The following is a 23,785-nucleotide window of genomic DNA, read 5'->3' on the forward strand; positions in this document are numbered from 1 at the left end:
TGTAATACACCGTCAAGTTTAGAATTCCAATGTTAAGCAATATTTCGCCAACAGTATCCGTATCTCGGCGGCCACCCGACTGGGGCTAGGGTTGGCGATCGTGCGTCAGTTGGTAGAATCGCATGGTGGGATGGTGCAAGCAGATAGCCCAGGCGAAGGTCAAGGTGCAACCTTCACGGTGAAATTACCTCTGACTCAGCAAGCAGCTGCGCTCCAAAATAGTCATGAGACGGCAAATTCCTTAGATTTAAATGGCATCAAAATCTTAGTGACAGATGATGATACAGATACGCGAGAATTCGTTGCCTTTCTCCTCGAACAACAGGGAGCAACTGTAACATCTGCAAAATCGGCAGTTGAAGCTCTAACGGCTTTGAACCAATCTCAATTTCACGTCCTGATTAGTGACATTGGTATGCCAGAAGTAGATGGATATATGTTGCTACGCCAAGTCAGAAAATCACTCTCGGCTGGGCAAAGACAAATTCCCGCGATCGCTCTGACTGCCTATGCTGGAGAAATCGATTATCAACAGGCAGTCGTCGCCGGATTTCAACTGCATCTGACTAAGCCAATCGAGCCAAATGATTTACTTCAGGCGATCGTTCAAGTTGTAGGTCGTGCTGAAGGGAAATGCGTGACTTAAACTTACCGACTTACTAAAAGGCATCACAGTTTGTCAAGCACTGCGCCTATCGAGCGGGTGGCGGACTATACCAGCTTCCTCTGCCCTGCCCCTGACGCTTAAGCAAACCGCGCTTGACCAGCTCGGATAAGCGCATCTTGACCGTCGGTCGCGGTGCGCCTATAAGTTTCTGGGCTTCACCCGTGGTGATGCGGCCGTTTCGCCGCGCTGCTGACAGAATTGTCATCGCGTCGGGGTGCAGCCCTTCTGCTTGCGGCTCGCGCGCGATCTTCGTTGCCAGCCGCTCTTTTTGACTCTTGAGCGATCGCAAGAAAAACCTCAGCCACGGCTCGAAATCGGGTGACTCGAGATCGAGCGTTCCTTGCGTCCGCCGCAGCGCCAAATAATAGCCTTCCTTCGCCTCGATGACGCTTTCCAGCGAGCTATAAGGCACGTAGGAGTAGCCCGCCTTCAGCAGTAAAAGCGTGGTCAGCACTCGCGATCGCCGCCCGTTCCCATCCTGGAATGGATGGATTGCCAAGAAGACGACGACGAACAGCCCGATGACGATGAGCGGATGCCACGCCCCATCTGCCAGCGCCTCGCGAGTCCAAGCAACTAGCTCTTGCATCTTGAAGGGCGTATCGAAGGGCGATGCCGTGGCAAAGATGACACCGACGCTCTTTCCGTCTGCATCGAAAGCTTCGACATTGTTCGGCAGTTTCTTGTATTCGCCGCGATGCCGTTCGTCCTTGGTCGAATGACGCAACAGCATCGCGTGCAGTTGCTTGATGTAGTTCTCCGTCAGCGGGATGGCTGTGTAGGAATCGAATACCGCATCCATCACCTCGGCATAACCCGCCACCTCCTGTTCGTCGCGCGAGACGAAATCCTGGCGTTCCAAGCGACCGAGCAGCTCTTCTACTTCCCTATCGCTCAGCTTTGCCCCCTCGATGCGGGTCGAAGAGCCGATAATGCGCGATCGTGGCAACGCGCTTCAACACGGCTAGCCGCTCTGGAGCCAGCGTCGTCAAAGTCCGCCAAGTTCCCTTGAATTCGTCGATTTCGGCAATCAGTCGGAGGATTTCCGGTGCGATCGAAAGCGCCCCAATCTTCATGCCATATCCATTTCTCTATCCATTTACATCCACATATATCCATTTATATCCATTTTTGGCAAATTCTGCTATCCGGCAAGGGCAAACTTGAGCCTTCAAATTCTTCACAGTAGCAGCAATAGCCTTTTATGCACTCGCAAACTTCTACTTGTTGAGCTAGGGTAGTTCTTCCTAGATTTCCTACTGCCTGCCGCCGATCCGCATTGTCGATCGCTGGTACTGACTGAGGTAATTCGTACTTATTCGCCATAAATCTCTTGCAACACCTGTGCCAATCCAGAATCTAACTCTTGCAACGCTTCATCTAAACTGCCATAGCTGTCTTTACCTTGCCACAGCGTCCCACCACTATCTAAAGCGCGAATAAACGAACTTAGGGGACTGTCTAGATCGTAGCCAATTTCAATCCAGCCTTCATGCTCGTTCACCCAGCGAGCAATATTTGGGTAAGTATCCTCAATTGAGTTTGCCATTACCTGTTAAGTTTATCCTTCATGAGGCTTTTGCACTTACAGATATTATTTCCTACACGATTGAAGTCGTCATCCGCCAGCGCGATGGTCGCGAAGCGAACCGCCTTCGGCATCGCATACGACTTTCACCACAGCTGGAACCTGCTCCTCTTCTGGCGTAACTAAAACGATGAGGGTCAAGCGCGATCGCGCGTTAGATGTCTAATTCCTGCTCGAACGGCATTTTGGCACTGCAAGTATTACCGCGTCCGCTCTAGAAATCAGCAGCAAAGCGAGTGCTGCACCTCAATCCAACACAACGGCAAACGCCTAGCGGCGGACTTGTTGGGAGTAAGGCTGGTGAAATCATGACACATGACAATTGAATATCCTTTTTGGCTCGACTACAAAACCTGGTCTACGCCTCGCTGGAAGTGCTCGATTGCTCGGCGCGGTCTATCGATGCCGATGAAGGTGGCCGTAAAATACGGGGTAGTGAAACCATCGAGCCTGCTTCTGGACTTTGGATGCGGTAGAGGAAAAGATTTAGAGCACCTCCAGAAACTAGACATTTCTTGCGTCGGTTTCGATCCCTACTGGAAATACGATCTAGCTCTATTGCAGCCAACTGACTGTATCAGTTGCATTTACGCTATCAACACGATCGAGTCCGCAACAGAAATAACCGAAGTCCTTCAGTACTACTGGGAATTGATGAGGCGATCGCTCGTTGTTGCCGTCAGAACTGATGGCAGAGGCGAAGGATTGTCACGATTAGGCACGTATCAAAAGTATTACTCGCAAGCAGAATTTAGCAGCTTCATTGCTCAAAGCCTGGGAGTAGTAAGAGTTGAATTTCCCAAATCAGGGATTGCATTTATTCACAAAAAATAACTAGGACGCTTACCTACCTTGATTCCCAAGTTTGAAATAAATAACACAATGCATAAGTTCGAGAACAATCTACTAGAAGTCAGGAATCTCTTCTTACAAAAATCCGAATGGACACCTAAATTTTATCACCACCAAACAAACAAGTTTTTATTCACAAGAACTGATGGGTTAGAACTCTATTTAAGTGTGGAGAATCAGCGATTGATTGCTCAGATACATGACTTAAATACTCGCATCGGTATCAGTTTAAGTAAATCTCCCACAGTCATTTTTACTGAGATTGGGAGGCGATTGATAGTTCCAGCAGAAATTGAATGGCAGCAATTACTTGAAAAACGTGCTGCCAAAGAGCAAGTAGAAAAGAAACGTCAAGAAGCTCTGAGGAAATTACTAGTGGCTTGCAAAGCAGACTATTACCTGAACAAAGATTTAAAGAACTGTTATACGTTTAGCCAAATTACTCAAAAAGGCAGCATTCAATGTCAAGTTGACAGCGCAGAATCTGTATCTATGAAGTTACAGTTCATCCATTCAAATACTGCCTTGCAGATCGTTCAACTGATGGCAGAAGAACGATCTGCACAATGAAACAGTTCTACTCCTCAACGACCTGCTGTCCCTATTGCGGCAGCCCAATAACTCTTGCTAATGCAGAAAAAATTTACGGTAGAAAGGGTTTTGGTAGAGTTTGGATGTGTACCAGGTATCCTGACTGCGATGCCTATGTGGGCGCACATCAAAATGGGTCTCCCAAAGGCAGTTTAGCCAATAGACAATTGCGAGAATGGCGGCAGGCTGCTCATGCTGCCTTCGACCCGCTGTGGCAGTCCGGCAAGATCACTCGCAATGCAGCATACAAATGGTTGTCGCAACAACTAGCAATTCCTAAATCGCAAACTCATATCGCCATGTTCGATATAGATCGCTGTCAGGCGGTTGTGAAGTTAATGCAGAGGTACGAAAAGAACGAGCTTTAACAACAGACGCGCCACAGCCACATTCTTCTCAACCCCTAAAACCTGGATCGTTTCAGGGGTTTTATTTTGTCACCAACTAACTTGCAACTATGACAACCACAAACAAATCTCGCCGACTCAAAACTGACATAGAACTTGCTCAAGAAAAACGCGAAGCAGCAATAGCAAAACTCGAACAGGGCATTCAATCTCTGCTTGACTCCGGTCGTTGGCAGCAATGGCTAACAATGATGAGTCGATTGAAAAGTCTCTCCATGAACCGCTACAGTTGGCAGAATTGCCTGCTCGTTCTCATGCAAAATCCAGATGCAACAGTTGTTGCAGGTTATCGCGACTGGCAAAAAGCTGGCAGGCAGGTTCGCAAGGGAGAAAAGGGCATCGCCATCCGCGCCCCTTTTACAAAGAAAACTGGAGAATTTGATGAGAAAGGGAAGGAAAAGAAAACTACCTATTTTAACCTGGTGACAGTATTTGATATCTCGCAGACCGACGGCGAAGAGCTACCCCAACTGGTTTCTCCCCTTCACGGCGACGATGCGGGACTGTACGCTGCTCTGGTGCGGATCTGCTCGAAACTTCAAGTTCCCGTGCTTGAGGAGTCGATGGACTCCCGCAACGGTTACTGCAAATTCGACCGCATTGGCGATCGCGTTGAAAAGATTGTTATTAGTAATAACTTAGAGCCATTGCACAAAGCTAAAACCCTTACTCACGAATTATTCCACGCTCTAGCTCACAAAGGAGAAGACTACGCCCAGCACAGAGAATTGATGGAAATAGAAGCAGAAAGTGGAGCGTTTATTGTGTTGAACTACTTTGGTTTAGACAGTAGCGATTTCTCTATTGGCTACGTCATGGGTTGGGGTAATGGCGTTGAGGCGATTGCGCGACTGAAAGAATCTGCCACTTGCATCCAGACCATCAGCGATCGGATTATTAACACGATCGAGGAGCAAAGATCGCTAGTAATCTAATAGGTTTTCTCAGCTCTTGCCACACAGTTCGAGCTAAGTTGAGCCTTGATTCTCTAGTTTTCAATTCAAAAGCAAGATGCAAGAGCAGAATTTCCCAACTTAATCCTTTAGAAAAACTCATAATAATGAACATTTCGATCCAGCCTCACATTGAAATTTGGTTTGATGGCATAGACTACGGCTATCGTATAGACCTACAAGACGAATCTATGTGCGAAATTCTAGAGATAAGTTCAGTCATGGAGGGTAGTTCCACAACATATGACAATGCAGTTTCTACAGCACTCTCAGTCATTAGAAGTTACGCAATCAAATTGAAAGCAAGAGCAGACAAACTCAGTCGGGAAAATTATTAGCTTATGAAAATTCACAGATGATGATGCTGCCAAATTGCATATATGTAAACCGCCTAATGGTTCAAGAGCGGGAGATCGCGTTGCTCCTGTTGAGAGCTAGTGTGAGTTAAGTTAACTGTAGACGACTGCCCCTTGGATTATACCTCCTTCAGAAAGTGCTTCGCACCAACGGTAGCAAGTAATACCCATTAAAGGAGGCAATATGAACCAAAATGACTTTCAAACATTAACCCAATTACTTAAAAAAAGAATTGCAATTCAAAAAGAAATTGCTCGATCGCCACAACGACAAATTAGTACTTTGGAGCACTTAAAAGCTATTCGAGAATTCTCCCGCTCTATCGATCTACTTTGAATCTAAATCAAGTTCAATTCTTCTAGAATCAACTAGAAGAATTAATTTTTTTACTACTGATAATTGTACCTTTGTCCTAAAAAACGGCTTTGCCGAACCAGAGGAAGAGCTAGAGGGGAATCGCCACATAACCAGCTCTTACCCACACATATTCCTGGCAGGTCGCTACACCAGCTGCCAGCTCAATCTAGGAGAATCCAATGTTACAGAACTTTCTCACTATCGCAATCGAACTTACGATCGTTGCCTTTGCTATTGTTATGGCAATGGACTTCGCCGCTGGAGCGGTGGAGTTATTCGAGTCAATTTTCCGGCAATCAACTGCTCCCAGCATACAACAACAGCTCGTGCAGTCTTCTTCCCAGAAGATCGCGATCGCACCAAGAGCATCCCTACAGCCAAACGCAGATCCGATAGAAGATCCGTGGCTGGCAGATTCCGCAGTCAGAGCCACAACCGTCACGATTGCCATCATACCTCCTCCCCAGATGTTGCTACTGCCAGGAGCGCGTCAGCCGATGCTAGATCTGCTTGACCTGACAACGCTCAAGCTCTATAAGCTACATAATTACAGCGTCGTTAAAGTCGCAGACATACCGATTGATATTCCTGCCCAAATCAAACGCTACAAACTGCACAAGCGCGATGTGGTGCGGTTGATGGATCTAGAAAAACTGCTTGCTACCTAATACTAAATCCCCTAGTAGCAATACGGCATTAGTTCTTCATCTGATGCCATGTTTCCTTAGCGCGATCGCAGTCTCATGCTCAACCCACCTTCTGTCTCTGGTTGACGAAGTTGACGAAAATAAATTAGCTTAAATTTAGAGTCAAAAAAATCTCATGTTTACCAAAAAACATAAAACTGGCAGGGCAAAAAGAAGATCTGCTCTGGCTGCCGATCGAGCAGGACAGGAAACTCCACAAGATCCGGAACAGCAGGAAACTTCTCTCCAAAAGCACGTTTCTCAGCTCCGCTCCCTCAGCAGTCAACCAAAAAAGGCGGCTTTGGTAGATCTTGTCCTCGATACTGTTTTGCAAGCTATCGAGCAATACCCCGTCGAGCGACTGCCTGAAAATCCCACCTCTGGCACCCAGATGTTAGTCAAACTTATGCAAGAGACAGAAGCCAGTCGAGCGCTCCTCGGTACGGTAGACCCTTTAGAAATGGCTAGGTTGCGCGGCATTGCTGCTAGAGAGCGGTTGCTTAATGCAGAAGGAGGTTCGTTGAGCATATCCCAAGTTGAACAATTGCTTGGCATCAGTCGTCAAGCTATCCATAAGCGTTGTAGTAAAAGCAAGCTGATTGCCCTAACTACAAGCAAGCGCGGCTACCTTTTCCCCAGGTGGCAATTTGCTGAAAATGGTATTCTTTCTGGGCTAGAGTCGGTGCTTGCCGCACTTGACGAGTCAGACCCTTGGATGCAAGCTGCATTTATACTCAATCCCAACATCTGGCTGGATGGAGCAAGTCCCCTGGAGATGTTACGACAGGGAAAAATAGAGGATGTTTTGGTAGCGGCACGCGCCTCTGGAGAGCAAGGAGCGGCTTAAACTTTGAAGAAATTGGGCAAATCATTATCTACCAGCAATTCACTCTGCTCGACTAATTCTGGTTTTGTACCTAAGAAACCATAAGCTGTCCGGCTAGGACGGATTTGAGATCGATAATCTATTTGCTTTACACTCTTTAGTCAAGCGGATCGAGTGGCTCAAAGGTGAGGCGCTGCGCTTCTAGCACTTCTACCCGTTTTTCAAGCATCGTAATTTGCTGTGTCAGTTTCGAGATGTTTGCCGTATTGAGTTGAGCGATATAAATTGCGGTTGCCGCTCGCTTCGCCAGCACCTCAAACGTCCATAGTTCATCAAGAGAGTAATGTCGTCCATCCTGCCGAGTCCCCAGTGCCAGTACGCCGATTAAATCCAATCGTTCCCCTCGTTGCAGCATAAGCGGAACCAGCAGCGGAAAAAAGTCATTCTCCTGTTGTTTAATTGCGATCCCTTTGTGCATCTTGTCAAACAGCTGCTCGTGCCATTGAAAAGACTCTGCTACAGTCGGTGATAAATTACGAATCTCAGCCAGTTGTAGCTGACCCTTCGCATCCTGCAAAAAAACTGCTCCATATTGAATGTGTAAAACTTCTAGAGTGCGATCGACTAGTTTGTGCAATAATTCTGACACACCGATCGTCGCGCGTGCTTCAGGTAAAAATTCAACGAATTCTCGACTGAGATCGAGTTTATTTGGGTAAAAGTGATGGTTGACGAACTTTTCTAACTTTTCCCGTACTGAGCCAAAGATTAAGCCAACTCCTAAAACCGCAAATCCTGCGGCAATGGGTGCTGCACTCTGCCCTGTCGTTCGCGCAAAAACAATTTCCAATAACTTTGCCGTAGTTGTCCAAACAGCTGCCAACAAGGTGGTCAGTAAACCATAGACGAGGGTACGGTTGATAATAAAGTCAATTTCCCACAGTCCATAACGAAAGATGGATACGGCGATCGCCACTGGTGCAAGTAGTTGAGAGAGGATAAAAAACGGTTGGTGAGCCAATTGCAAGAACCAGTCCGATCCCTTCTGTAAAGATGGAAAAATATACCAGGCAATATGAGTGACAAAATCTCCTAAAATAGCTGCGGTCAAGCCAAACACGACCCATTTTGTTTGCTGCCGCTGCACTGGATTGGAAACATAAACGTAACGGTAGATTTGAGCGCAGACTCCCGTGCCAAACCAGAATGTTAGTACCAAAAAAGGCAGTGCATGAGGCAATCGATAGGGATTTAGCGGTGGGTAGAGGGGCCAGATTAATGACCAGAAAATCAGGACGAGAGTGAGAATGCCTGCCCATCGGGGGACGAGCCGACCATCTGGAAAAATATAGAGAAAGATAATAAATAGCGCAAAGCCGATTGCCCGTACAAAGCAAAGCAGCACGTTAATTCCTCCCTGATGCGTGACCAGCGCGTGCATTGGAGGTGGTAGAGCAATCCCGAACAACATCAGAGCGATCGCGGCAAACAGCGCGCTCCAAGTTGCCGAGCGATGCAGCGCAATGATGCCTCCTGTAACCGCAAACACCAGCGCCAAGAGAATTTCTGATACCAGAAAATACCAGATATAGAATTCATCAGAAAGACCGAATTGACTTAAGTACGGGTGATAATAAGTCGCAGCCAGGTGGCGGAGGTGTTCAAAGCGGTAAGTAACGTTGGCAATACCTGCAACGATCGTCAGCAGCAAAATGACCAGCACCATCCGCTGAATGCCAACTGGAACGGGTTTTTGCTCGTGCAGGAAATTTACATTCGCATTCATCGAATATCAAGAGAATTTGAGAACAGGTGAAGTTAAAGTGCTAGTTCCTAACGTGGGAGCAGAAATCAGGGTCTATGTTTCTATTTGCAACGGAGCGAGGCATTACGGACGATTTCCAACTTTGTAATCGTTACGCCAGCCTTCTAATCGAGGATCGTTTGCAACAACCTCCTCGACTCCCGGCATGAGCAAGCAGCAAATTGTAATTTCTCCTTTGCTGTTAAGCTCAAGTATCTGAGTCGCTGTTAGCCTTGGTGTACTGCCTTCTATCCCAAGGTCAAACTGAAGCACTCTTCGCGTTGCGTAATTGTCTTGCCCGATCCCTAGCGCCGGTGTATCGATTATCGTGGCAAGTATCTTTCCGCCAGTGCGCGTTAACTCTGCGATCGCAACTTTTTCTCTATTTTCTTGCGTAGCTGCCATCGTATGCTTCACCTTCTGCCACGCTTGGTAAAATTTTTGGTTTCCTGAGGTTAAATACGTTGCATTGCTGTATTTTGATTTCCACAAAGAAAATGTATTGGAGTCAGGCTTTTCCTTATGCATATTGACTCTTTTCTCTTCTATCTTGCGCCAGCCACTACCATGGTCCCATTTAAAAATTTGAATGATTTCATTCCATTCAAGCATTGGCTCAGAAAACTGCTTAGACGTACTCGGTTTGTAGCGTAGATTCAAATTGACCTGAAACGAGTGACCAAATTGACTGTTATTAATGTCTTGCGTAATTGGTCCAGAATCAATAGAAACAAGCGACCAGCCTGGAATACTGCTTGAACTACTGCTTGAGCTATCGATTAAAATGGCGCATTTTTCCTTAATCTTTTTAAAAATTGTTTTTAATCCAGCCATGAAATTAACTCCTGTATGACTCCTAAAGTAAAATCCTTCACTTCTTGAACATCAGCCTTTCTTTTTTTAAATAATTCTCCCCGTATTCTCTCTCTTTCTTTTGCCATCTTGTCGGCTTGTGAGTCAAATAAGGTTGGGAGCATTGTGTATTCACCTGATTCCACTGTGCCTTTTGGTCCGTAATAGTAGTAGTGACAATATCTCACTTGAGGCGTATCTACATCTACGACACATTGTGGCTTAATTTCCGAATAAATTTGTTCGACAGATAGACTACCTTTTTGTCGCAGATCTAATAGTTTGTCTAGGTAATCCTCAGCTGTGTCTATAATCTCGGTGCTTTGGCGATCGCACGTTTCTTTTTCCTTTTCTTTATCCTGCTCCTGCTGGTTGGATAAATTATTGAGAACAAACAGTTCCATGAGAATATTTAAGTGAAGCGAAGCTATTAATGAAAAGAATGGAACAAACAGCCAGCCCCAATCCTTAGCTAGATCGACTGCCCACTCTTTTACCGACTCTTGATTAGCTAGATCTTCCCAATTTTCCGCTAGTGGCGAGGGTAGAGTTACATTTGGCAACTTTGGAAGGTTTTCTTCTACTTGCTTGCGTAACTCTTCTATCTTTTTCTTGACATTTTCTAGCTGCTTGTTAGCATCTTCACTGTCTCTGTCGTATTTTTTTACTTCTTCCTCAATTTCTCTCCACTTATCTAGAAACTCGTTTAACACATTAGAATCTATCTTCTGCCCAACTGCTACTTCACCTTTATTGATGGATTCTTTGACGATCTCTTCTATGCTTGAGTCAAATAGTCCTGAATCAAAAAGCGAATCTAATACTGGGGCTAGTTCTGAATCGCTGCTTGCCTCTTCAGTAAATTTCTCTATTTCTTCAGCAAACTTAGCTCCCTCTTCAATGAAAACAAGGATTACCTGTGTCAGTGGATTGGATGATGGTTGTGGTTTGGTTTTTGGTTGTTCAGTTGTTGAACAGGATTGCAGACTCTTTGTAATCTGTTTAATGAGAGGAAAACCATTTTTAAAGTCGTCTTGACCAATTGCCCAAACCATTGCGCCTGCCAACCCTTGTTCGCATGCATAATTGCTCTTGGCTTCAAGCGATTTTTCATCGTCGAAAGTCACCCATTCGCTAGTTTTACTGTTATAAGCGTAGGGAGTTAAAGTTTCCTCATCCCACACTTTGACAAACTCACCGCTTGCTATCTTTTCTAGAATTTCGTAGTAAGCAAGAAATCCTGGAGTTTGAGTTGCTTTCCCTGCTGGACCTGCTTGTTTGGTTGGCTTTCCATATCCGTTGTCGGAGGAGGTTAGCGATTCGTTGACGATAAAAGTCCGACCGTAAACGGGCATACCGAGGACGATTTTGTTCTTAGGAATCCCCGCTTCTAGGTAAGCATCTATGCTGTGTTTGATGCTAAACGTTCCATTGGGAACAGAATCTTGAGGCAATGGTGCATTTACTCCCGTAACTGGATCGAATGCACCGTGATAGTCGTAGGTCATGGCATTCACCCAGTCAAGGTATTCTACACTTTGGGCAAGCCATTTAAAAAATTCTGAAGGAGATTTTGCTTCGCCTTTGGGAACTACAGATGCGGCTATGGTTAAAAGCAGTCCTGGCGCACTACTCTCAATTGCTTGGCGGAATTCTCGCAACAGGGCGATGAAATTATCGAAATCGGCATCTATTCCGCCTCGCGTGCGATCGCCAGGATATTCCCAGTCAAGATCGATCCCGTCAAAGCCGCGATCTTGAGCGTAGGCAATGGAAGATTCAATAAATTGTTTCCTCCCATTTGGATCGGCTGCCATTTTGCTAAACAGCTGACAGGTATAGGGTCCAAACGGATGAAGGGTTCCAGCAGAGTCAGGCGTGTCATCGCAACTATTGAAGCTCCAGCCACCAATTGATAAAAGTGTTTTGAGGTTGGGGTTTTTCTCCTTTAATTTTTGGATTGCTGGATACAGTACTTTGCGATCGTTCCATTCAACGGGTTGAAGGGTATAGTCTCCGGTATAACGTTGTTCTCCCGTTCGCGTTTCTGTTGGATCGACACTCCAGGTAACAAAGCCAAAAATGCCAAAAGCAAAGTTGATGTGCGTGAATAGTGAGGGGTCAATCTGTTCTGGTAAGAACTTTCCTCCCGCTTGGCGGTATTGTGCCCAGTTTTCAAAGTAACCAACAAGTTTGTAGTCCATTTCTACTTCCTCTTTTTAATTTTTTACTGTTAGTCATTTCTAGCTTTTGGCTTGTTATTGGGGTCATATATTTCTGCTAATCAATGCTTTAATGTCATCGTCGCTAGGAAAATCCATTAAAACTGTGCCACATCGACCAGTCCGTGCGAGTACCTCTTCACGAAGTCTCGGATTTATGGATATTGCAATATCTCCCGGATTAGCAACAGGTGCACAAACACCACTTGCATAATTGATGTACCAAGTATCTTTTGAGCCTGATTTCGCCCGATCCAGCAACCAAAAGATCTTGTTCAATTTCCACTTAATATCACCCACAGGTACTGGGATAATATCTCCACCAACTGTGGCTGGAAGATTATATTCATCTTGCACATACAAAAACGGTGGATTTGCTTGCTCTGGTATCGGGGCAGTAGCATTGTCTTTGAATTTACCATATATGCCTAGAAGCTTTTCTTCTACATTTGTATCGAAGCGTCGAAACAAAACTATTTTTCCTCGAACAGAGTCAAGTGTAGGAATTTTGTAATCAAGATACCAAAAACTTTTATTACGTTCCACATATGAATTGAATATATCCTCAAAGCTTCCTTTTGGTTCGTCGGGCGTATGCTCTTCTTTTACCGACATAACAATGCATTCACTGGAATTAGCTTTTAAGAAATTGATGCAGTCATTAAGCACATCACCAAACATAAGATTCTGATATTCCGTTCCATGATGGATTGCAAAAGTATCTCCGGTATGTCTGCACCGTATATCAAGGAAACGGATTCCAGCGTTTAATTGATCCTTCAAACCCCTATCCTGGCATTTAGTCCAAGGTAGTGCAACAAGGTTTGATGCCGTCGTCGCGCATGTTTCGTGAGTACCAGGAATCGTCAGTTCAGAAAGTTTTTTACTCGCTAGAATTGCTTTCATCCAATTAATAGTTGGTACATCACCTGGTTTTCCAGGTGCTAACAATGGCGGTCTTGATGTAGGATTACCAGAGTTTTTGTAGAGTGCTTTAATGATACTTTTCCCCTCTTCCAAAACATCATTGGAAAGTTCCCAAATAATCACCCCTTGCGCTCCTACATTCTTTAAAAAATTCAACTTGGCAGTAGCAGTTTCTGGAGTTTCCAAGTAGATATTGTGAGCATATGGGTAGTTTCCCGAAGCAGAGACGAAAGGAGGTCTAGGTGTACTTCCCGACACCTTAATATTGCCATTTGCAGCCGTATGAGCGTTATTGAATTGACTTAGGATGTCTTTATATCTAATTACCTTATACCCTGGAGGAATCTCACCGCTCAGGTCATCTGGCTCTTTTCCATAGGCAAAGTCATACCCATAAATCGGCACGCCTGCGGCAATTTTATTTCTGGGTATATTTTGTCCAGAACCCTGCCAGTTCGTAAAAAATGGATTTGACCAGTACCAGAGCGAATCTTCTACTGAAAGAATAGGATTATCCGCAGAACCTTTGCCAGGCCATTCTCCTTGTTGCTCCCATACATAATCTTCCTGAGTTCGGATTTTTAAGAGTGCTGTCTGCGGTCCTACTGGAGAGGCATTCCAGGAGCCAGTTAAGTCATAGGTCATGATTCCAGCCCAATCTAGATAATCGATCAGTTCTGGGTCATAGTTATTTCCATACCAAGATGTGGCAAACAAAGCTGCTGAAACAGTTTTATCGGGCATGGCTTGCTTTAATTGTTTGGCAAATTCAGTCAAACCACGTCCAGCAGGATGCGGTCCATCATCTTTTTTTCTGCCTCCCCGATCCTTACTAGGATCGCTGTTTTTATCCCACCAACACTCTAAATCTAGGTCTACACCATCTAGACTGTTTGATTCGACAAAATCGACTACCTTTTGTACGGCTCGATTGAGAAGTGGATCTGAAAGATTATTTCCGATCTTTTCCATCAAGTAGAGGAATCCATAATCTGTTGCACCCCCTAGTGCAATTGAGATTTTGGTACCGCAAGCATGTCCAGAGAGGACAACATCTGTAATAATTTCATTGACATCATCGAGGGATGTTGGTTCAAATTCACCAAGATTTGTCTCGCTAAACATCAAAAACGAGACGATGCCATGAGTGATATTTTTATACATCTCATCATTGGCATAGTTAAATTTCTCTTTTTTCCTCCAAGTAGGAATATAGGCAACGATCTTGGCTGGTTCGGTTAAGGGGCTAGACGTTACATCGTAGAGTTCATCATAAAGTCGCCATCCATTTTTCTCAGCGTCTCCTTCCCCTGGTTTGTCAGACCAAAAAGCTGCTTTAAAGACATTTCCTTCATATTTAACCATGTCATCTTTTTTATATCCGTCAGGCTTTTCTACCCATTCAGGAACGTGTGAATAATCGCTTTGAAATCCCATATTTAACTCCTTCTTTTGCGCTTCAATTTAAGTTCAGTTTTGCCAATCAAAGGGGCGAGAAGCGCTCAATACTCGCCCCAAAACCTGCTGGTTCTATGCAGCCACTTAACTCATGCAAGTCTTTCTAGCCAGGAATGCAAATTTGCTGACCTACCTGCAATTTCTCAGCGTCTGCTTCTGTGAAGGGAGTGCCATCTGATTTCTGAAAATCGTGCCAACGGTTACCGTCACCCAATTTTTGCTCGGCAATGAGATAAAGCGTATCTCCTGCCTTAACAACATAACTTTGTGTTCCAGTTGGGCAAGATGTTTGTGGTGGTTGGTTTACAGGAGAGCCTAACGGAACGCAGACTTCCTGACCTACCTGCAATTGCTGAGCTTCCTGTTCCGTAAATGGGCTACCATCTGATTTCATCAGTTCGCGCCAACGGGTATCATCACCCAATTTTTCCTGGGCAATGTTAGAAAGCGTATCTCCTGCCTTGAAAATGTATGAGCTACCAACTTTACAAGACATAAAAACCTCCTTGCTGTGATTTGTCGCTTTTAGTTCAAGTTTTGTCAGACAACAGGGGGACGCGGGGGACGAGGATCGAACCCTGGAATGCAGACTACTTCTCCCACCCTTAAATTCCTGGCTTCATCTTCTGTGAACGGAGTACCATCTGGTTTCCTGAAGTTTCTCCAATAGTTGCCATCCCGAAATAGTTTTTCGGCAATACTATGAAGCGTTTCACCTGCTGATACTGTGTAAGATCCAGCTCCGTTACAAGAACTCATAAATGACCTCCTAAAAGACTTGTGGTTGTGAAAATTTTCAGGTGCAGAGGATTAGCTCACTTCTCGAACAGGGATCGTCACATTCTCAGGTAGAATGTTTACCTGCTGATATGAAGCATCAGTGTCCTGGCTATATCGTACTTCCACTTCTGTCAAAACTTGAATCGCCAAATCGGTTGGTGCTTCAACGATTCGATTTAGCTCCAGCACTCCTGGTGGATCGACACTTATCTCCACTGGCTCCAATTTGACAGAATAACCAGGGGTAGGAAACACGCACTTTCCGGTGACATAAAGTGTTGGTTTACTGCCAGGCATCCGATCGTGCCAAGCTTGCCAATGCGAACATTTACCATTTGATGAATTCACGATTTGTTCTCCTTAATTCAATTACAGCGTCACGATTGTAAAGGACGCGATCGCGAAAATCCGATCCGAGGCAAGATATAGAAACTTTTAAAAAGCTACGTGTTCTTGTAATTGCTCTACCGAGGGGGATTGTCTCAGTACGAGATCGGCAGCCTTCTCACCGATCGCGATCGTTGGAGCCATTGTGTGACAGCGGGGTATAGTGGGCATCACCGCAGCATCGGCAACCCGCAGTCCTGCAACTCCATGCACCCGCAGCATTGGATCGACCACCGCTAGTGGATCGGTTCCCATGCGACACGTCCCCACCGGATGCCACCAGCCATCTGATGCCGATCGCACGTAATCCTCAATTTCGCGATCGCTCTGGAGGGTGCGATCGGGTAGAATCGGTCTGCCTCGGTAGGCTGCCATCGGACTCGCGGCGAAAATCTCCTGTGCCTGCCGCACGCCTGCAACCATCACCCGCAGATCGTGTCCTTCTGGATCGGAAAGATATTGTGGGTCGATAACGGGATGCTCTAGAGGATCGGGCGATCGCAAACGCATTGAACCGATGCTACGCGGGGCAATTAGGGTTGGTCCAATTGTCATTCCATGTTCGGTTGGCGCAACCAAGCCATATTCGTAGAACACTACCGGAGCAAATTGCAACTCCAGATCGGGTGCGATGAGATTTGGTTGTGTACGCAGGAAAGCAGCAGCTTCGAGGACGCTGGAAGTCAACATCCCGCGCCGTAAGATCGAGTATTTCAACAACTCGCGGGGTGAATTGGCATTGAGCAACGATAATGGTTGCGTGCTACCCATGACAACAGCAACGGCAATGTGGTCTTGTAAATTCTGTCCCACACCTGGCAGATCGACGATCGCATCAATTCCCAACTCTTGTAGATGTTGTGCGGGTCCAATTCCAGATAGTAGCAGCAGTTGCGTAGAGCCGACCGTGCCACCAGAAAGAATAATTTCACGGGTGGCGATCGCTGTCTGTCGGGTTCCTTCACGCAGATACTCGATGCCAACGGCACGGCGATCGCGGATCGACACGCGGGTACACTGTGCGCCCGTAAGTAACTGGAGGTTAGAGCGCCGCATGGCAGGACGCAAAAAGGCATCGGCGGTACTCCAACGGCGACCTCGATGCTGCGTCACCTGCACCCAACCTACACCGTCTAATTGCGAACCGTTGAAATCTGGGTTGTAGGGCAAACCAACAGCCTGTGCTGCTGCCACAAAAGCATGACTGAGGGGATTGCGATCGCGCAGATCTTCAACATAGAGCAGACCGCGATCGCCATGCCACTCGTTGCCACCGCGACTGTTGCGTTCGGAACGACGGAAATAGGGCAACATATCTCGCCAGCCCCAACCAGGGTTGCCCAACGCTTCCCAGCGATCGTAATCGGCAGGAACGCCCCGTAGATACATCATGGCGTTAATCGATGTCGAGCCACCCAAGGTACGACCCTTTGCCCAATAGCTCTCTCGACCTTGCAGCCCTGATTGCGGCACGGCACTGTAATTCCAGTCGTATTCGGTCTTGAATAGTTTGCTAAAAGCGGCGGGAATGTGAATTTCGGTTTTGTTATCTGGCGCACCTGCTTCGAGCAACAGCACGCGATGGCGCGGATCTGCACTCAGGCGATTGGCGATCGCGCAGCCAGCAGCTCCAGCACCGACAATAATAAAGTCATAGGAGATCGTTTCGTCAGTTGCGTGTCGTGGTGTCATCATTCTCACCCTTGTATAAATAACAAAACTGTAGATTGATGCAATTTAAACTTCTCCTTTGCTCGGTAAAGCTTTTGCTGCAATGAAAACTGTATGAGGACTGTGAAAAGTAGGCTGCGCTTCTGGTTTCTGGAGTGCCTGCATTGTTTTTACATGTTCGCATTCGTCATCGCGAATATTCGCGAACACGTCGTATAGATGATCCACTTTAGGGCGGCGGAATTCACGTCCGGCTGTCGTCTGGACTTCCTCAAACATATAGAGATCGCCATCGCGATAGAAGTCGATCGCAACTTGAGGAGCATTTTGAGCTTTTAACTGTGCTTCATGCACCTTCAAGTATTCGTCATAGGTATGATAGGCGTGACTTTCAATCAGTTCCATCAGGTAGTAGGCGTACTTGGGAAACAGCATATAGAGTGGCACGATCGCCCAGTAGTAAACCACAGCAATGTGTTGGGCGATGAAGCGATCGATCCAGTAACGATCGCCGCCTAGAGATTCCATAATCAACAGATGATGTAATTCGTTCCAGGTTTGGGCAAAGTGAACTTTCAACCAGTCTGCTTTGCGCCAGGAACCGAGCGTCTCGTACAGATGCAGAACCGAGAGATAGGAAAAATAAGGAACGCGGGCGATTGTTTCTAGCACGTAAAACCGAGCGTAGGAACGATTGCCGTAGATGACATCGACAACGAAGACAAAAAAGCTCACGATCGCTCGAATCAAAAGTTTCATAGCGTATTTCTCCTTGCATCAGAACACATGACTGATTTAATGGCTTTGAAATGCTACTTCCGCCAGTAGTTATTAGCAGCGGCGATCGTGGCAAATTCTGCTGCGACAACTTGACCCACGGCAATTAGCATCATGGCATCATTGTCATAAATCTTTCGCAGTTGTTGGCGCTTTTCTTCATCAGGTTGAGTTAGTTTAATAATCAGCCGTGCCATTGTAACTGCTAGTTGCCGTCCTTCTTCCGGTGTCTCGGTCAAGAGTGAATTGTTCGGGATTAATGTAATTTCGGGTAACGATAAAGTCATATACTTGATGCTCCCCAGAAGTGGACTAGGTTGTTGAGTTCATCTTCGTAGTCTCCTGCAATCCCAATCTGTCATTGAGCAAAGTCACAGCAGCCAATGAGTGAAACTTGATGTAACGTTTCGTGTAAGCTAGCTTGCGGATTTGACCGTCGTTCGAGCCAAAATTGCTCTACGGCATCAATTAAAGTGGCAGTTTGGAGTGCTGTCAGTGTTTTCAGTTTATTCAGGAGAATCTCAGTATCGACGTTTGGCTTGAGTGTAAGGCGATCGCGTTGAATGGCATCATTGACTTGAATCCAAACTATTTCTGGTTGAGTCAGATTGCTGTCAAATTGATGGTTTCTCAATGCCTCACAAATTAGAATGGCTTCATCAATTGAAAAGTAGAAGTCAGATAGAGAATGCTTGAGCAAGCTGTAATATCGCTTTAAATCGCGTTGGACAATTCTATTTTCCGGTTCTCCACGTTGCAGGAGGGCTGCTCGCAGTTCAGAATCTTGAGCCATCAAAGTGCGATCCATAAACATCTTCCTTTCTAGTCGCGTCCTGCGGTGATAATCTTTTCTGCTAAGCCAATAGGGTTAGAAAACATCACTTCATGGCTACCTGGCATTTGCACGAGCCGAAATAATCCTAAGCGTTCGGACATTCTCGGATGCCAGCCCCACTTACCTTGAGGTAGTGCGATATCTTCACTACAGTAGAGATAACTTTTGGGAATGGATAGCGAGTAAAACTGCTTCAAGTCCAACTTGTCAATTAACGGTTGATAAGGTTCCGATGACAATTGAGCATAACTGGATTTCGCCAATTCGAGATCGGCATCGTTGATAAATGCCTCTCGCCAAATATCAAAAGGAATCATTACCGTGTTATCTTCTGATTCTCTGGCTAGAGAGTCAAATAAGTTTTGGTAATGTGGTGGTAAGTTATCTCTGAGGCTGTCACCATCGTTGAGGACAAAAGCATCCCAGAAGATCAACCGTCGGATGCGATCGCTAATTGCTTCAGCAACTTTGGCAATAATCGAGCCGCCGTAACTATGCCCTAGAAGAACGATATCGGTTAAGTCTTTATCGACGATGTAATCTACAATCGATCGCGTGCATTGGGCGTGGTTGACATTTTTATTCACACCTTTACCGTGTCCGGCGACTGTGGGAGCAAAAGCTTGATGCCCTTTCGCTTCTAGATGTTTGATGACAGGCTCCCAAGTAGAACCATCGTGCCATGAACCGTGAACCAAGACAAAAGTTGACATGGGATGACTCCTTTAAATGTGGTATGGAAATCAAGCTCGTTCGCCACTATCTTGAAATTGGCGTAGGCTGGTAATGGATCAATTGCCATCCCTGTTTTTGCTTTGCCCAAACATTGACGAAAACATTGTCTATGTATCTCACTTCACCTCTAACTATGGCAGTCATTAAGATCCTGCCCGTCACCACAGCCGTCTCGCTGTAAACTTTTGTCAGCACGTTCTCACGCACAATTTGCTGGTACTGCACCGCACCTGCTTTGAGGGAGGCAATGTAACTCGCTTTGCTATCGATAAGAGCATTTGAATGTATGTAGCGTAGTTCTTCCCCTAGCAGCCGTTCGAGCGTCACCAGATCGTTATCTAGCATTGCTTGGTAGCGGCGTTCTTCTTGCCGTTCTATTTCTGATTCGGGTTGAGTAATTGCGACAACTTCCGCAGATTTCATTTTTCACCTCTATGATGGATAGAGTTTATTGAGTGGCGAGGAAATTGGGTAAAGGATTGCCACCGTTGCGACCGACAGCAGGGATCTCTACTAAGTTTTCGGTAGCTTTTCCCGTTCCGTCATTGTTTACAGTCTGCTCGTTACCTGGATGTCCGTTGGGGACGAAGATCTGTGGGTGGTCGAAAGGAGCTTTGTCATAACGAACGCGATCGTCGGTCAACCCTTTGAGAAAGGCTACTAACGCCGCTTTTTCACTAGCAGTCAAATTCAGTTCTGGCAGACTGGGAAAACTCTCAAAATCGCCACCACGATTGTAAAAATCGACGACTTGCTCTAAAGTCAAGAACCCGCCATTGTGCATATAAGGAGCAGTCAGTTCTACATTGCGGAGTCCTGGGGTTTTAAAAGCTCCATCCGCCACAACAATTTCATTTGGGTCAAGTGGTGGATTGAAAGTAGGAGGATTCTCGCCCAAGAGTTGTTGAAATTTGCCTTGTTGAGCTAGTCGCACTTCCGAAAGAGAATTACCGAGTAGATCCTCACCACCAATCCCCAAGTCTTCCTGTACGGGTCTAACGCCAATATTGAAATAGCCCCTGTCTTCTGGCGGATTTGTTCCGACAGGCGATCGCGAAATTCGCCCTTGACTGGTTATACTTTCTACAGAAGCAGAGGTAAATTCTGCCCCTGCGTGACAACCAATACATAAACCTTTATTTTGAAAAATATCTAGCCCTCGCTGCTGCTGCTCGGTCAAGGCATGGTGTTTTCCGGCTAAATAGCGATCTATAGGGGCATCGTCAGATATTAGCGTCGATTCGTAAGCTTGCACCGCTAGCCCAAAGAACAAGGCGCAATTGTATTCAATTAGCTCTGATTCATCGACATTTAACGGTCGATTTGGTTTGGCGATGAGAGTCCCGCCATTGTCATCAGAACGAATAACTACGTTAGATTTCCACCACTGCGGTTGAAAAGCGGCTTGAATCAGTGACTCATAACTGACTTTTAATCCTGGTTTGGGGAAATTGCTATAGCGACCGAGAATGCTGTCTTCAGGGTGTACGAGTTGTTTGCTTAACGGTTGCAGGGAAAGCAGTTTTTTGCCAATGCGCTTATTTCCGAGCGGACTGAGCTGATTTGGCTGAAAGCGATCCGACGCTTTGAGCTGAGTATTTAAATTAGGATTACTCTCCGCAAGTTGTGGTAGACGACCGATCGCCGATTGCTCGAATTCGCTGGTGGGTGGCTCCACCGCCTGGGAAGCCAGAGAAGAATTATTCAGCCGCACTTTCACTTGTTTGAGCTGTTCTAATCCATCTGCCTGCAACACGAAAGCATCGGGATCTCTATGTCCCAGTGCATTCACCCCATTAAATACGTTGAGGGCGCGTCCGTTCCAAAAGTTGCGGAAGTTGAAGACGGCATTGATGACTGTTGGCGTGTTGCGGGGTTCGACGCGGCGAACTTCGATCCCTTGAACGTTAAATACAGGGTCGTCTAGTTGCTCTACTTCATCCTCAGCACGACCAGGAATGACATTAATTAGCTTAGAGCTGAATACACCTTGGGAAGAAGAAACATCGTTACTATCCGCTATAACTGGCGACAGGCGATCGCGCGGATCTTTCAGCTTATGAAATGGAAAATCTTTTGGTTTGAGTTGGTAGTTTGCGCCACCTCCAGTATTGAAATTTGTATCGGGGTTGGGAGTGCGATCGCCGTTCACCCGCAACCTACCAGGATCGAGTTGGTTTTTCGACCGATTATCTGCGCCAGCGTGGAAGTGACAACTAGCACAAGCTTGAATCCCGTCACTACCAACTTGCATATCCCAGAAAAAAGTTTTTCCTAACGCGATCGCGGCTGTCTTGTCTCTGATAAATTCTCCAATCTTATCGGGTACGGGAATTGGTACGTTTTTGAGCGGCACGAGAGGCGATGTTTGCGCTGTGGCTAATTCTATTGAGATGATATGCCCTGCCACAATTGCCGCTGCTACAAGTGTGGCGATCGCCATGCCGCTTTTGGGCTTACGAGTACGTGCGATCGCTTTATGTTCGATTGATATTTTTCTAATCAAACTGATGGTAAATTTTGCTTGTTTAGATAATCCTAAAATCCAGCGAATCGAACTAGAAAACATCTTAGTATCTTTTCTAGTTTCAGATGAATTGCTGGCAAAATTTTTTTGATTATTTTCCATAATATTTTGGCATTTTAGCCAAAGATGTCGTTAGGCAATTTCTACTCGTTCCCATACCAGTTCAAAAACTTTTAAAACACCATCACCTAGAGTCGGTGGCGTTTTCAGCGTGACTAGATCGCCATTTAAGCTAAAAGTGCGAACTAAATCCGTACCTACCCGATTGGGAATAGACGCTATTTCAATGTGATGAATTACAGTATTTCCATTCAGCTCGTACGTCCCTGCATAAGCATTGAAAGTAGTAAAAGCTCGTGCTAATTCCGCAACTGGTACTAACTGTATATCCTTACCCAAAGGCGACTTGATATCTATGCTGAAATCAGCGCGATCGCGTCTCGCAAACATCACCATCATCCGACCTTCAGGCGCGTAAGTAATGTAGCCGACTGGATTAACTCCATACACGTCAGGCTCAATACTTCCATCAGGAAGAATGGCGATCGCACTAATTAACTTCCAAGTCCCCAGTAAAGCGGTCATTTGTCCCGACTCCCGATTCCCGACTCCCTATCACCGCAGCACGAAATTAAAATTAGTGGTGTAAAATGTTACGTGCCGACCGCTTGCCATCAGTTCGTCAACGGCATCGTGTTTTTGCAAAGAGGCGATCGCTGTTTTTACCGAGAAAGTTGTATCGGAATCGATATGGGGATCGCCAGCGATAAATATTTGTGTTGTTAGCGGAGTGTAGCCAGGGGCGCTAAGCTTGAAATGGATGTGTGCAGCCCGCCACGTATGCCGTCCCAATAGCTCCAATACCTCGCCGCAGGGTCCGCTGGCTGGAATATGATAGCCTGTCGGGACTACAGTTTCAAATGTATAAATTCCATCTACTTTTGTTTTGAGACGACCGCGAAAGTTATCTTTTGGCTGAGATGGATCTTGAAGATCGTAGAGTCCTTGAGAATTTGGCTGCCAAACATCGACGATCGCATCGGCGATGGGCTTACCGTCTAAGTCTAGTACGTATCCCGAAACAATCAGTGGTTCGCCGTCTTTATCTATCCCTAAGCGATCGCCCATGTTACGTTCTGGTGCATCCAGTACGTACATTGGACCTTCGAGATTGCTTTCTGTCGCTTTCCCATTTGTGTCGTGCAACAGTTCTACCAGTTCGGAGATGCCGATCAAATCCGTCAGCATATGGATTTCTTGGGTATGGTGACTTGCTCGATTGAGAAAATCGCGCCCCAACTGCAACTCCTGTTCGGTTAAATTCACTTCTTTGACAAAGGCGTGCAAATGTGCAATCAAGCTGCGGTAAATCTCGTAAAGTCGCGGGTGCGCCTTGCCACCATCGCCATGATTGATGACTGCTTGAGTAATGTTGTCGAGAGTAATTTGCATCAGTTAGCTCCTCCAACTGAAAACTAATCTGCTGTCTAGGTCAAATCCAAACCTTTTCCTCTCCTCTACATGAG

At 46.0% G+C, this 23,785-nt stretch carries 26 protein-coding genes and 1 pseudogene; 8 read left to right on the forward strand and 19 right to left on the reverse strand.

Annotation, left to right across the window (positions count from 1 at the left end; all coding sequences use genetic code 11):
- Window positions 1-61 precede the first annotated feature (61 nt).
- Window positions 62-646, forward strand: coding sequence for a response regulator (locus C7Y66_RS32490; protein WP_370143942.1), 585 nt, complete (start codon window positions 62-64; stop codon window positions 644-646).
- Window positions 647-692: 46 nt separating this feature from the next.
- Here C7Y66_RS32490 and C7Y66_RS15710 read toward each other — a convergent pair.
- From C7Y66_RS15710 to C7Y66_RS15720, 3 genes and pseudogenes are all read right to left on the reverse strand, one after another.
- Window positions 693-1,743 (reverse strand): annotated as a pseudogene (locus tag C7Y66_RS15710) (Fic family protein).
- A gap of 43 nt (window positions 1,744-1,786) precedes the next feature.
- The gene (locus tag C7Y66_RS15715; RefSeq protein ID WP_106546312.1) at window positions 1,787-1,993 is read right to left on the reverse strand and encodes a glycosyl transferase; all 207 of its coding nucleotides are present in this window, start codon (window positions 1,991-1,993) and stop codon (window positions 1,787-1,789) included.
- Window positions 1,983-2,216: a hypothetical protein gene (locus tag C7Y66_RS15720; protein ID WP_106546313.1), complete on the reverse strand. Its 234-nt coding sequence runs from the start codon at window positions 2,214-2,216 to the stop codon at window positions 1,983-1,985. The genes C7Y66_RS15715 and C7Y66_RS15720 overlap by 11 nt, the downstream gene beginning before the upstream one ends.
- Window positions 2,217-2,570: 354 nt before the next feature.
- Between C7Y66_RS15720 and C7Y66_RS15725 the strand changes: the two genes are divergently transcribed.
- The 7 genes from C7Y66_RS15725 (at window position 2,571) to C7Y66_RS15755 (ending at window position 7,305) form a co-directional block, all read left to right on the forward strand.
- The gene (locus tag C7Y66_RS15725) at window positions 2,571-3,089 is read left to right on the forward strand and encodes a methyltransferase domain-containing protein (protein WP_106546314.1); all 519 of its coding nucleotides are present in this window, start codon (window positions 2,571-2,573) and stop codon (window positions 3,087-3,089) included.
- 48 nt (window positions 3,090-3,137) lie between these two features.
- Entirely contained in the window at window positions 3,138-3,677 is a 540-nt protein-coding gene (locus tag C7Y66_RS15730; RefSeq protein WP_106546315.1) for a hypothetical protein, read from the forward strand.
- On the forward strand, window positions 3,674-4,066 hold the full coding sequence (locus C7Y66_RS15735; protein WP_015163056.1) for a DUF3268 family zinc-finger domain-containing protein: 393 nt from the start codon (window positions 3,674-3,676) through the stop codon (window positions 4,064-4,066). Before C7Y66_RS15730 ends, C7Y66_RS15735 begins: the two co-directional genes overlap by 4 nt.
- Window positions 4,067-4,155: 89 nt before the next feature.
- Window positions 4,156-5,040 (forward strand): ArdC-like ssDNA-binding domain-containing protein, encoded by an 885-nt coding sequence (locus C7Y66_RS15740; protein ID WP_106546316.1) that lies wholly within the window; start codon window positions 4,156-4,158, stop codon window positions 5,038-5,040.
- 125 nt (window positions 5,041-5,165) lie between these two features.
- Window positions 5,166-5,396, forward strand: coding sequence for a hypothetical protein (locus C7Y66_RS15745; RefSeq protein ID WP_106546317.1), 231 nt, complete (start codon window positions 5,166-5,168; stop codon window positions 5,394-5,396).
- Window positions 5,397-5,951: 555 nt separating this feature from the next.
- Window positions 5,952-6,440: a hypothetical protein gene (locus tag C7Y66_RS15750; RefSeq protein WP_106546318.1), complete on the forward strand. Its 489-nt coding sequence runs from the start codon at window positions 5,952-5,954 to the stop codon at window positions 6,438-6,440.
- A 154-nt stretch (window positions 6,441-6,594) separates the two neighbouring features.
- Complete coding sequence (locus C7Y66_RS15755) at window positions 6,595-7,305, forward strand: hypothetical protein (protein ID WP_106546319.1); 711 nt, start codon at window positions 6,595-6,597, stop codon at window positions 7,303-7,305.
- Window positions 7,306-7,441: 136 nt separating this feature from the next.
- Here the strand turns inward: C7Y66_RS15755 and C7Y66_RS15760 are convergent, their stop codons facing one another.
- From C7Y66_RS15760 to C7Y66_RS15835, 16 genes are all read right to left on the reverse strand, one after another.
- Complete coding sequence (locus C7Y66_RS15760) at window positions 7,442-9,070, reverse strand: hypothetical protein (protein WP_106546320.1); 1,629 nt, start codon at window positions 9,068-9,070, stop codon at window positions 7,442-7,444.
- 102 nt (window positions 9,071-9,172) lie between these two features.
- Window positions 9,173-9,922: a hypothetical protein gene (locus C7Y66_RS15765; protein ID WP_106546321.1), complete on the reverse strand. Its 750-nt coding sequence runs from the start codon at window positions 9,920-9,922 to the stop codon at window positions 9,173-9,175.
- Window positions 9,910-12,144, reverse strand: a complete 2,235-nt coding sequence (locus C7Y66_RS15770) for a glycosyl hydrolase family 18 protein (protein WP_106546322.1) — start codon at window positions 12,142-12,144, stop codon at window positions 9,910-9,912. The genes C7Y66_RS15765 and C7Y66_RS15770 overlap by 13 nt, the downstream gene beginning before the upstream one ends.
- A 63-nt stretch (window positions 12,145-12,207) precedes the next feature.
- Window positions 12,208-14,526: a phosphatidylinositol-specific phospholipase C domain-containing protein gene (locus tag C7Y66_RS15775; protein WP_106546323.1), complete on the reverse strand. Its 2,319-nt coding sequence runs from the start codon at window positions 14,524-14,526 to the stop codon at window positions 12,208-12,210.
- A gap of 124 nt (window positions 14,527-14,650) precedes the next feature.
- The gene (locus C7Y66_RS15780; RefSeq protein WP_106546324.1) at window positions 14,651-15,043 is read right to left on the reverse strand and encodes a LysM peptidoglycan-binding domain-containing protein; all 393 of its coding nucleotides are present in this window, start codon (window positions 15,041-15,043) and stop codon (window positions 14,651-14,653) included.
- 44 nt (window positions 15,044-15,087) lie between these two features.
- Complete coding sequence (locus C7Y66_RS15785; protein WP_106546325.1) at window positions 15,088-15,306, reverse strand: hypothetical protein; 219 nt, start codon at window positions 15,304-15,306, stop codon at window positions 15,088-15,090.
- Between the two features lie 51 nt (window positions 15,307-15,357).
- Entirely contained in the window at window positions 15,358-15,675 is a 318-nt protein-coding gene (locus tag C7Y66_RS15790) for a hypothetical protein (RefSeq protein WP_146149803.1), read from the reverse strand.
- 87 nt (window positions 15,676-15,762) lie between these two features.
- Window positions 15,763-17,409: a GMC family oxidoreductase gene (locus C7Y66_RS15795; protein WP_199197460.1), complete on the reverse strand. Its 1,647-nt coding sequence runs from the start codon at window positions 17,407-17,409 to the stop codon at window positions 15,763-15,765.
- 42 nt (window positions 17,410-17,451) lie between these two features.
- A complete protein-coding gene (locus C7Y66_RS15800) occupies window positions 17,452-18,135 on the reverse strand; it encodes an alternative oxidase (RefSeq protein ID WP_370143943.1) in 684 nt (227 codons plus the stop codon).
- Window positions 18,136-18,197: 62 nt separating this feature from the next.
- Entirely contained in the window at window positions 18,198-18,449 is a 252-nt protein-coding gene (locus tag C7Y66_RS15805) for a hexameric tyrosine-coordinated heme protein (protein ID WP_106546328.1), read from the reverse strand.
- A gap of 71 nt (window positions 18,450-18,520) precedes the next feature.
- Window positions 18,521-18,970 (reverse strand): hypothetical protein, encoded by a 450-nt coding sequence (locus C7Y66_RS15810; protein WP_106546329.1) that lies wholly within the window; start codon window positions 18,968-18,970, stop codon window positions 18,521-18,523.
- Between the two features lie 14 nt (window positions 18,971-18,984).
- Entirely contained in the window at window positions 18,985-19,710 is a 726-nt protein-coding gene (locus C7Y66_RS15815; protein WP_106546330.1) for an alpha/beta fold hydrolase, read from the reverse strand.
- Between the two features lie 46 nt (window positions 19,711-19,756).
- The gene (locus tag C7Y66_RS15820) at window positions 19,757-20,155 is read right to left on the reverse strand and encodes a nuclear transport factor 2 family protein (RefSeq protein ID WP_106546331.1); all 399 of its coding nucleotides are present in this window, start codon (window positions 20,153-20,155) and stop codon (window positions 19,757-19,759) included.
- Between the two features lie 25 nt (window positions 20,156-20,180).
- Window positions 20,181-22,361, reverse strand: coding sequence for a cytochrome-c peroxidase (locus C7Y66_RS15825; RefSeq protein WP_106546332.1), 2,181 nt, complete (start codon window positions 22,359-22,361; stop codon window positions 20,181-20,183).
- Window positions 22,362-22,391: 30 nt separating this feature from the next.
- Complete coding sequence (locus tag C7Y66_RS15830; protein ID WP_106546333.1) at window positions 22,392-22,844, reverse strand: lipocalin-like domain-containing protein; 453 nt, start codon at window positions 22,842-22,844, stop codon at window positions 22,392-22,394.
- 30 nt (window positions 22,845-22,874) lie between these two features.
- The gene (locus tag C7Y66_RS15835; protein WP_199197461.1) at window positions 22,875-23,711 is read right to left on the reverse strand and encodes a dioxygenase; all 837 of its coding nucleotides are present in this window, start codon (window positions 23,709-23,711) and stop codon (window positions 22,875-22,877) included.
- Between the last annotated feature and the right edge of the window lie 74 nt (window positions 23,712-23,785).

The sequence above is a fragment of the Chroococcidiopsis sp. CCALA 051 genome (assembly GCF_003015105.1).
Lineage (GTDB): Bacteria > Cyanobacteriota > Cyanobacteriia > Cyanobacteriales > Chroococcidiopsidaceae > Chroococcidiopsis > Chroococcidiopsis thermalis.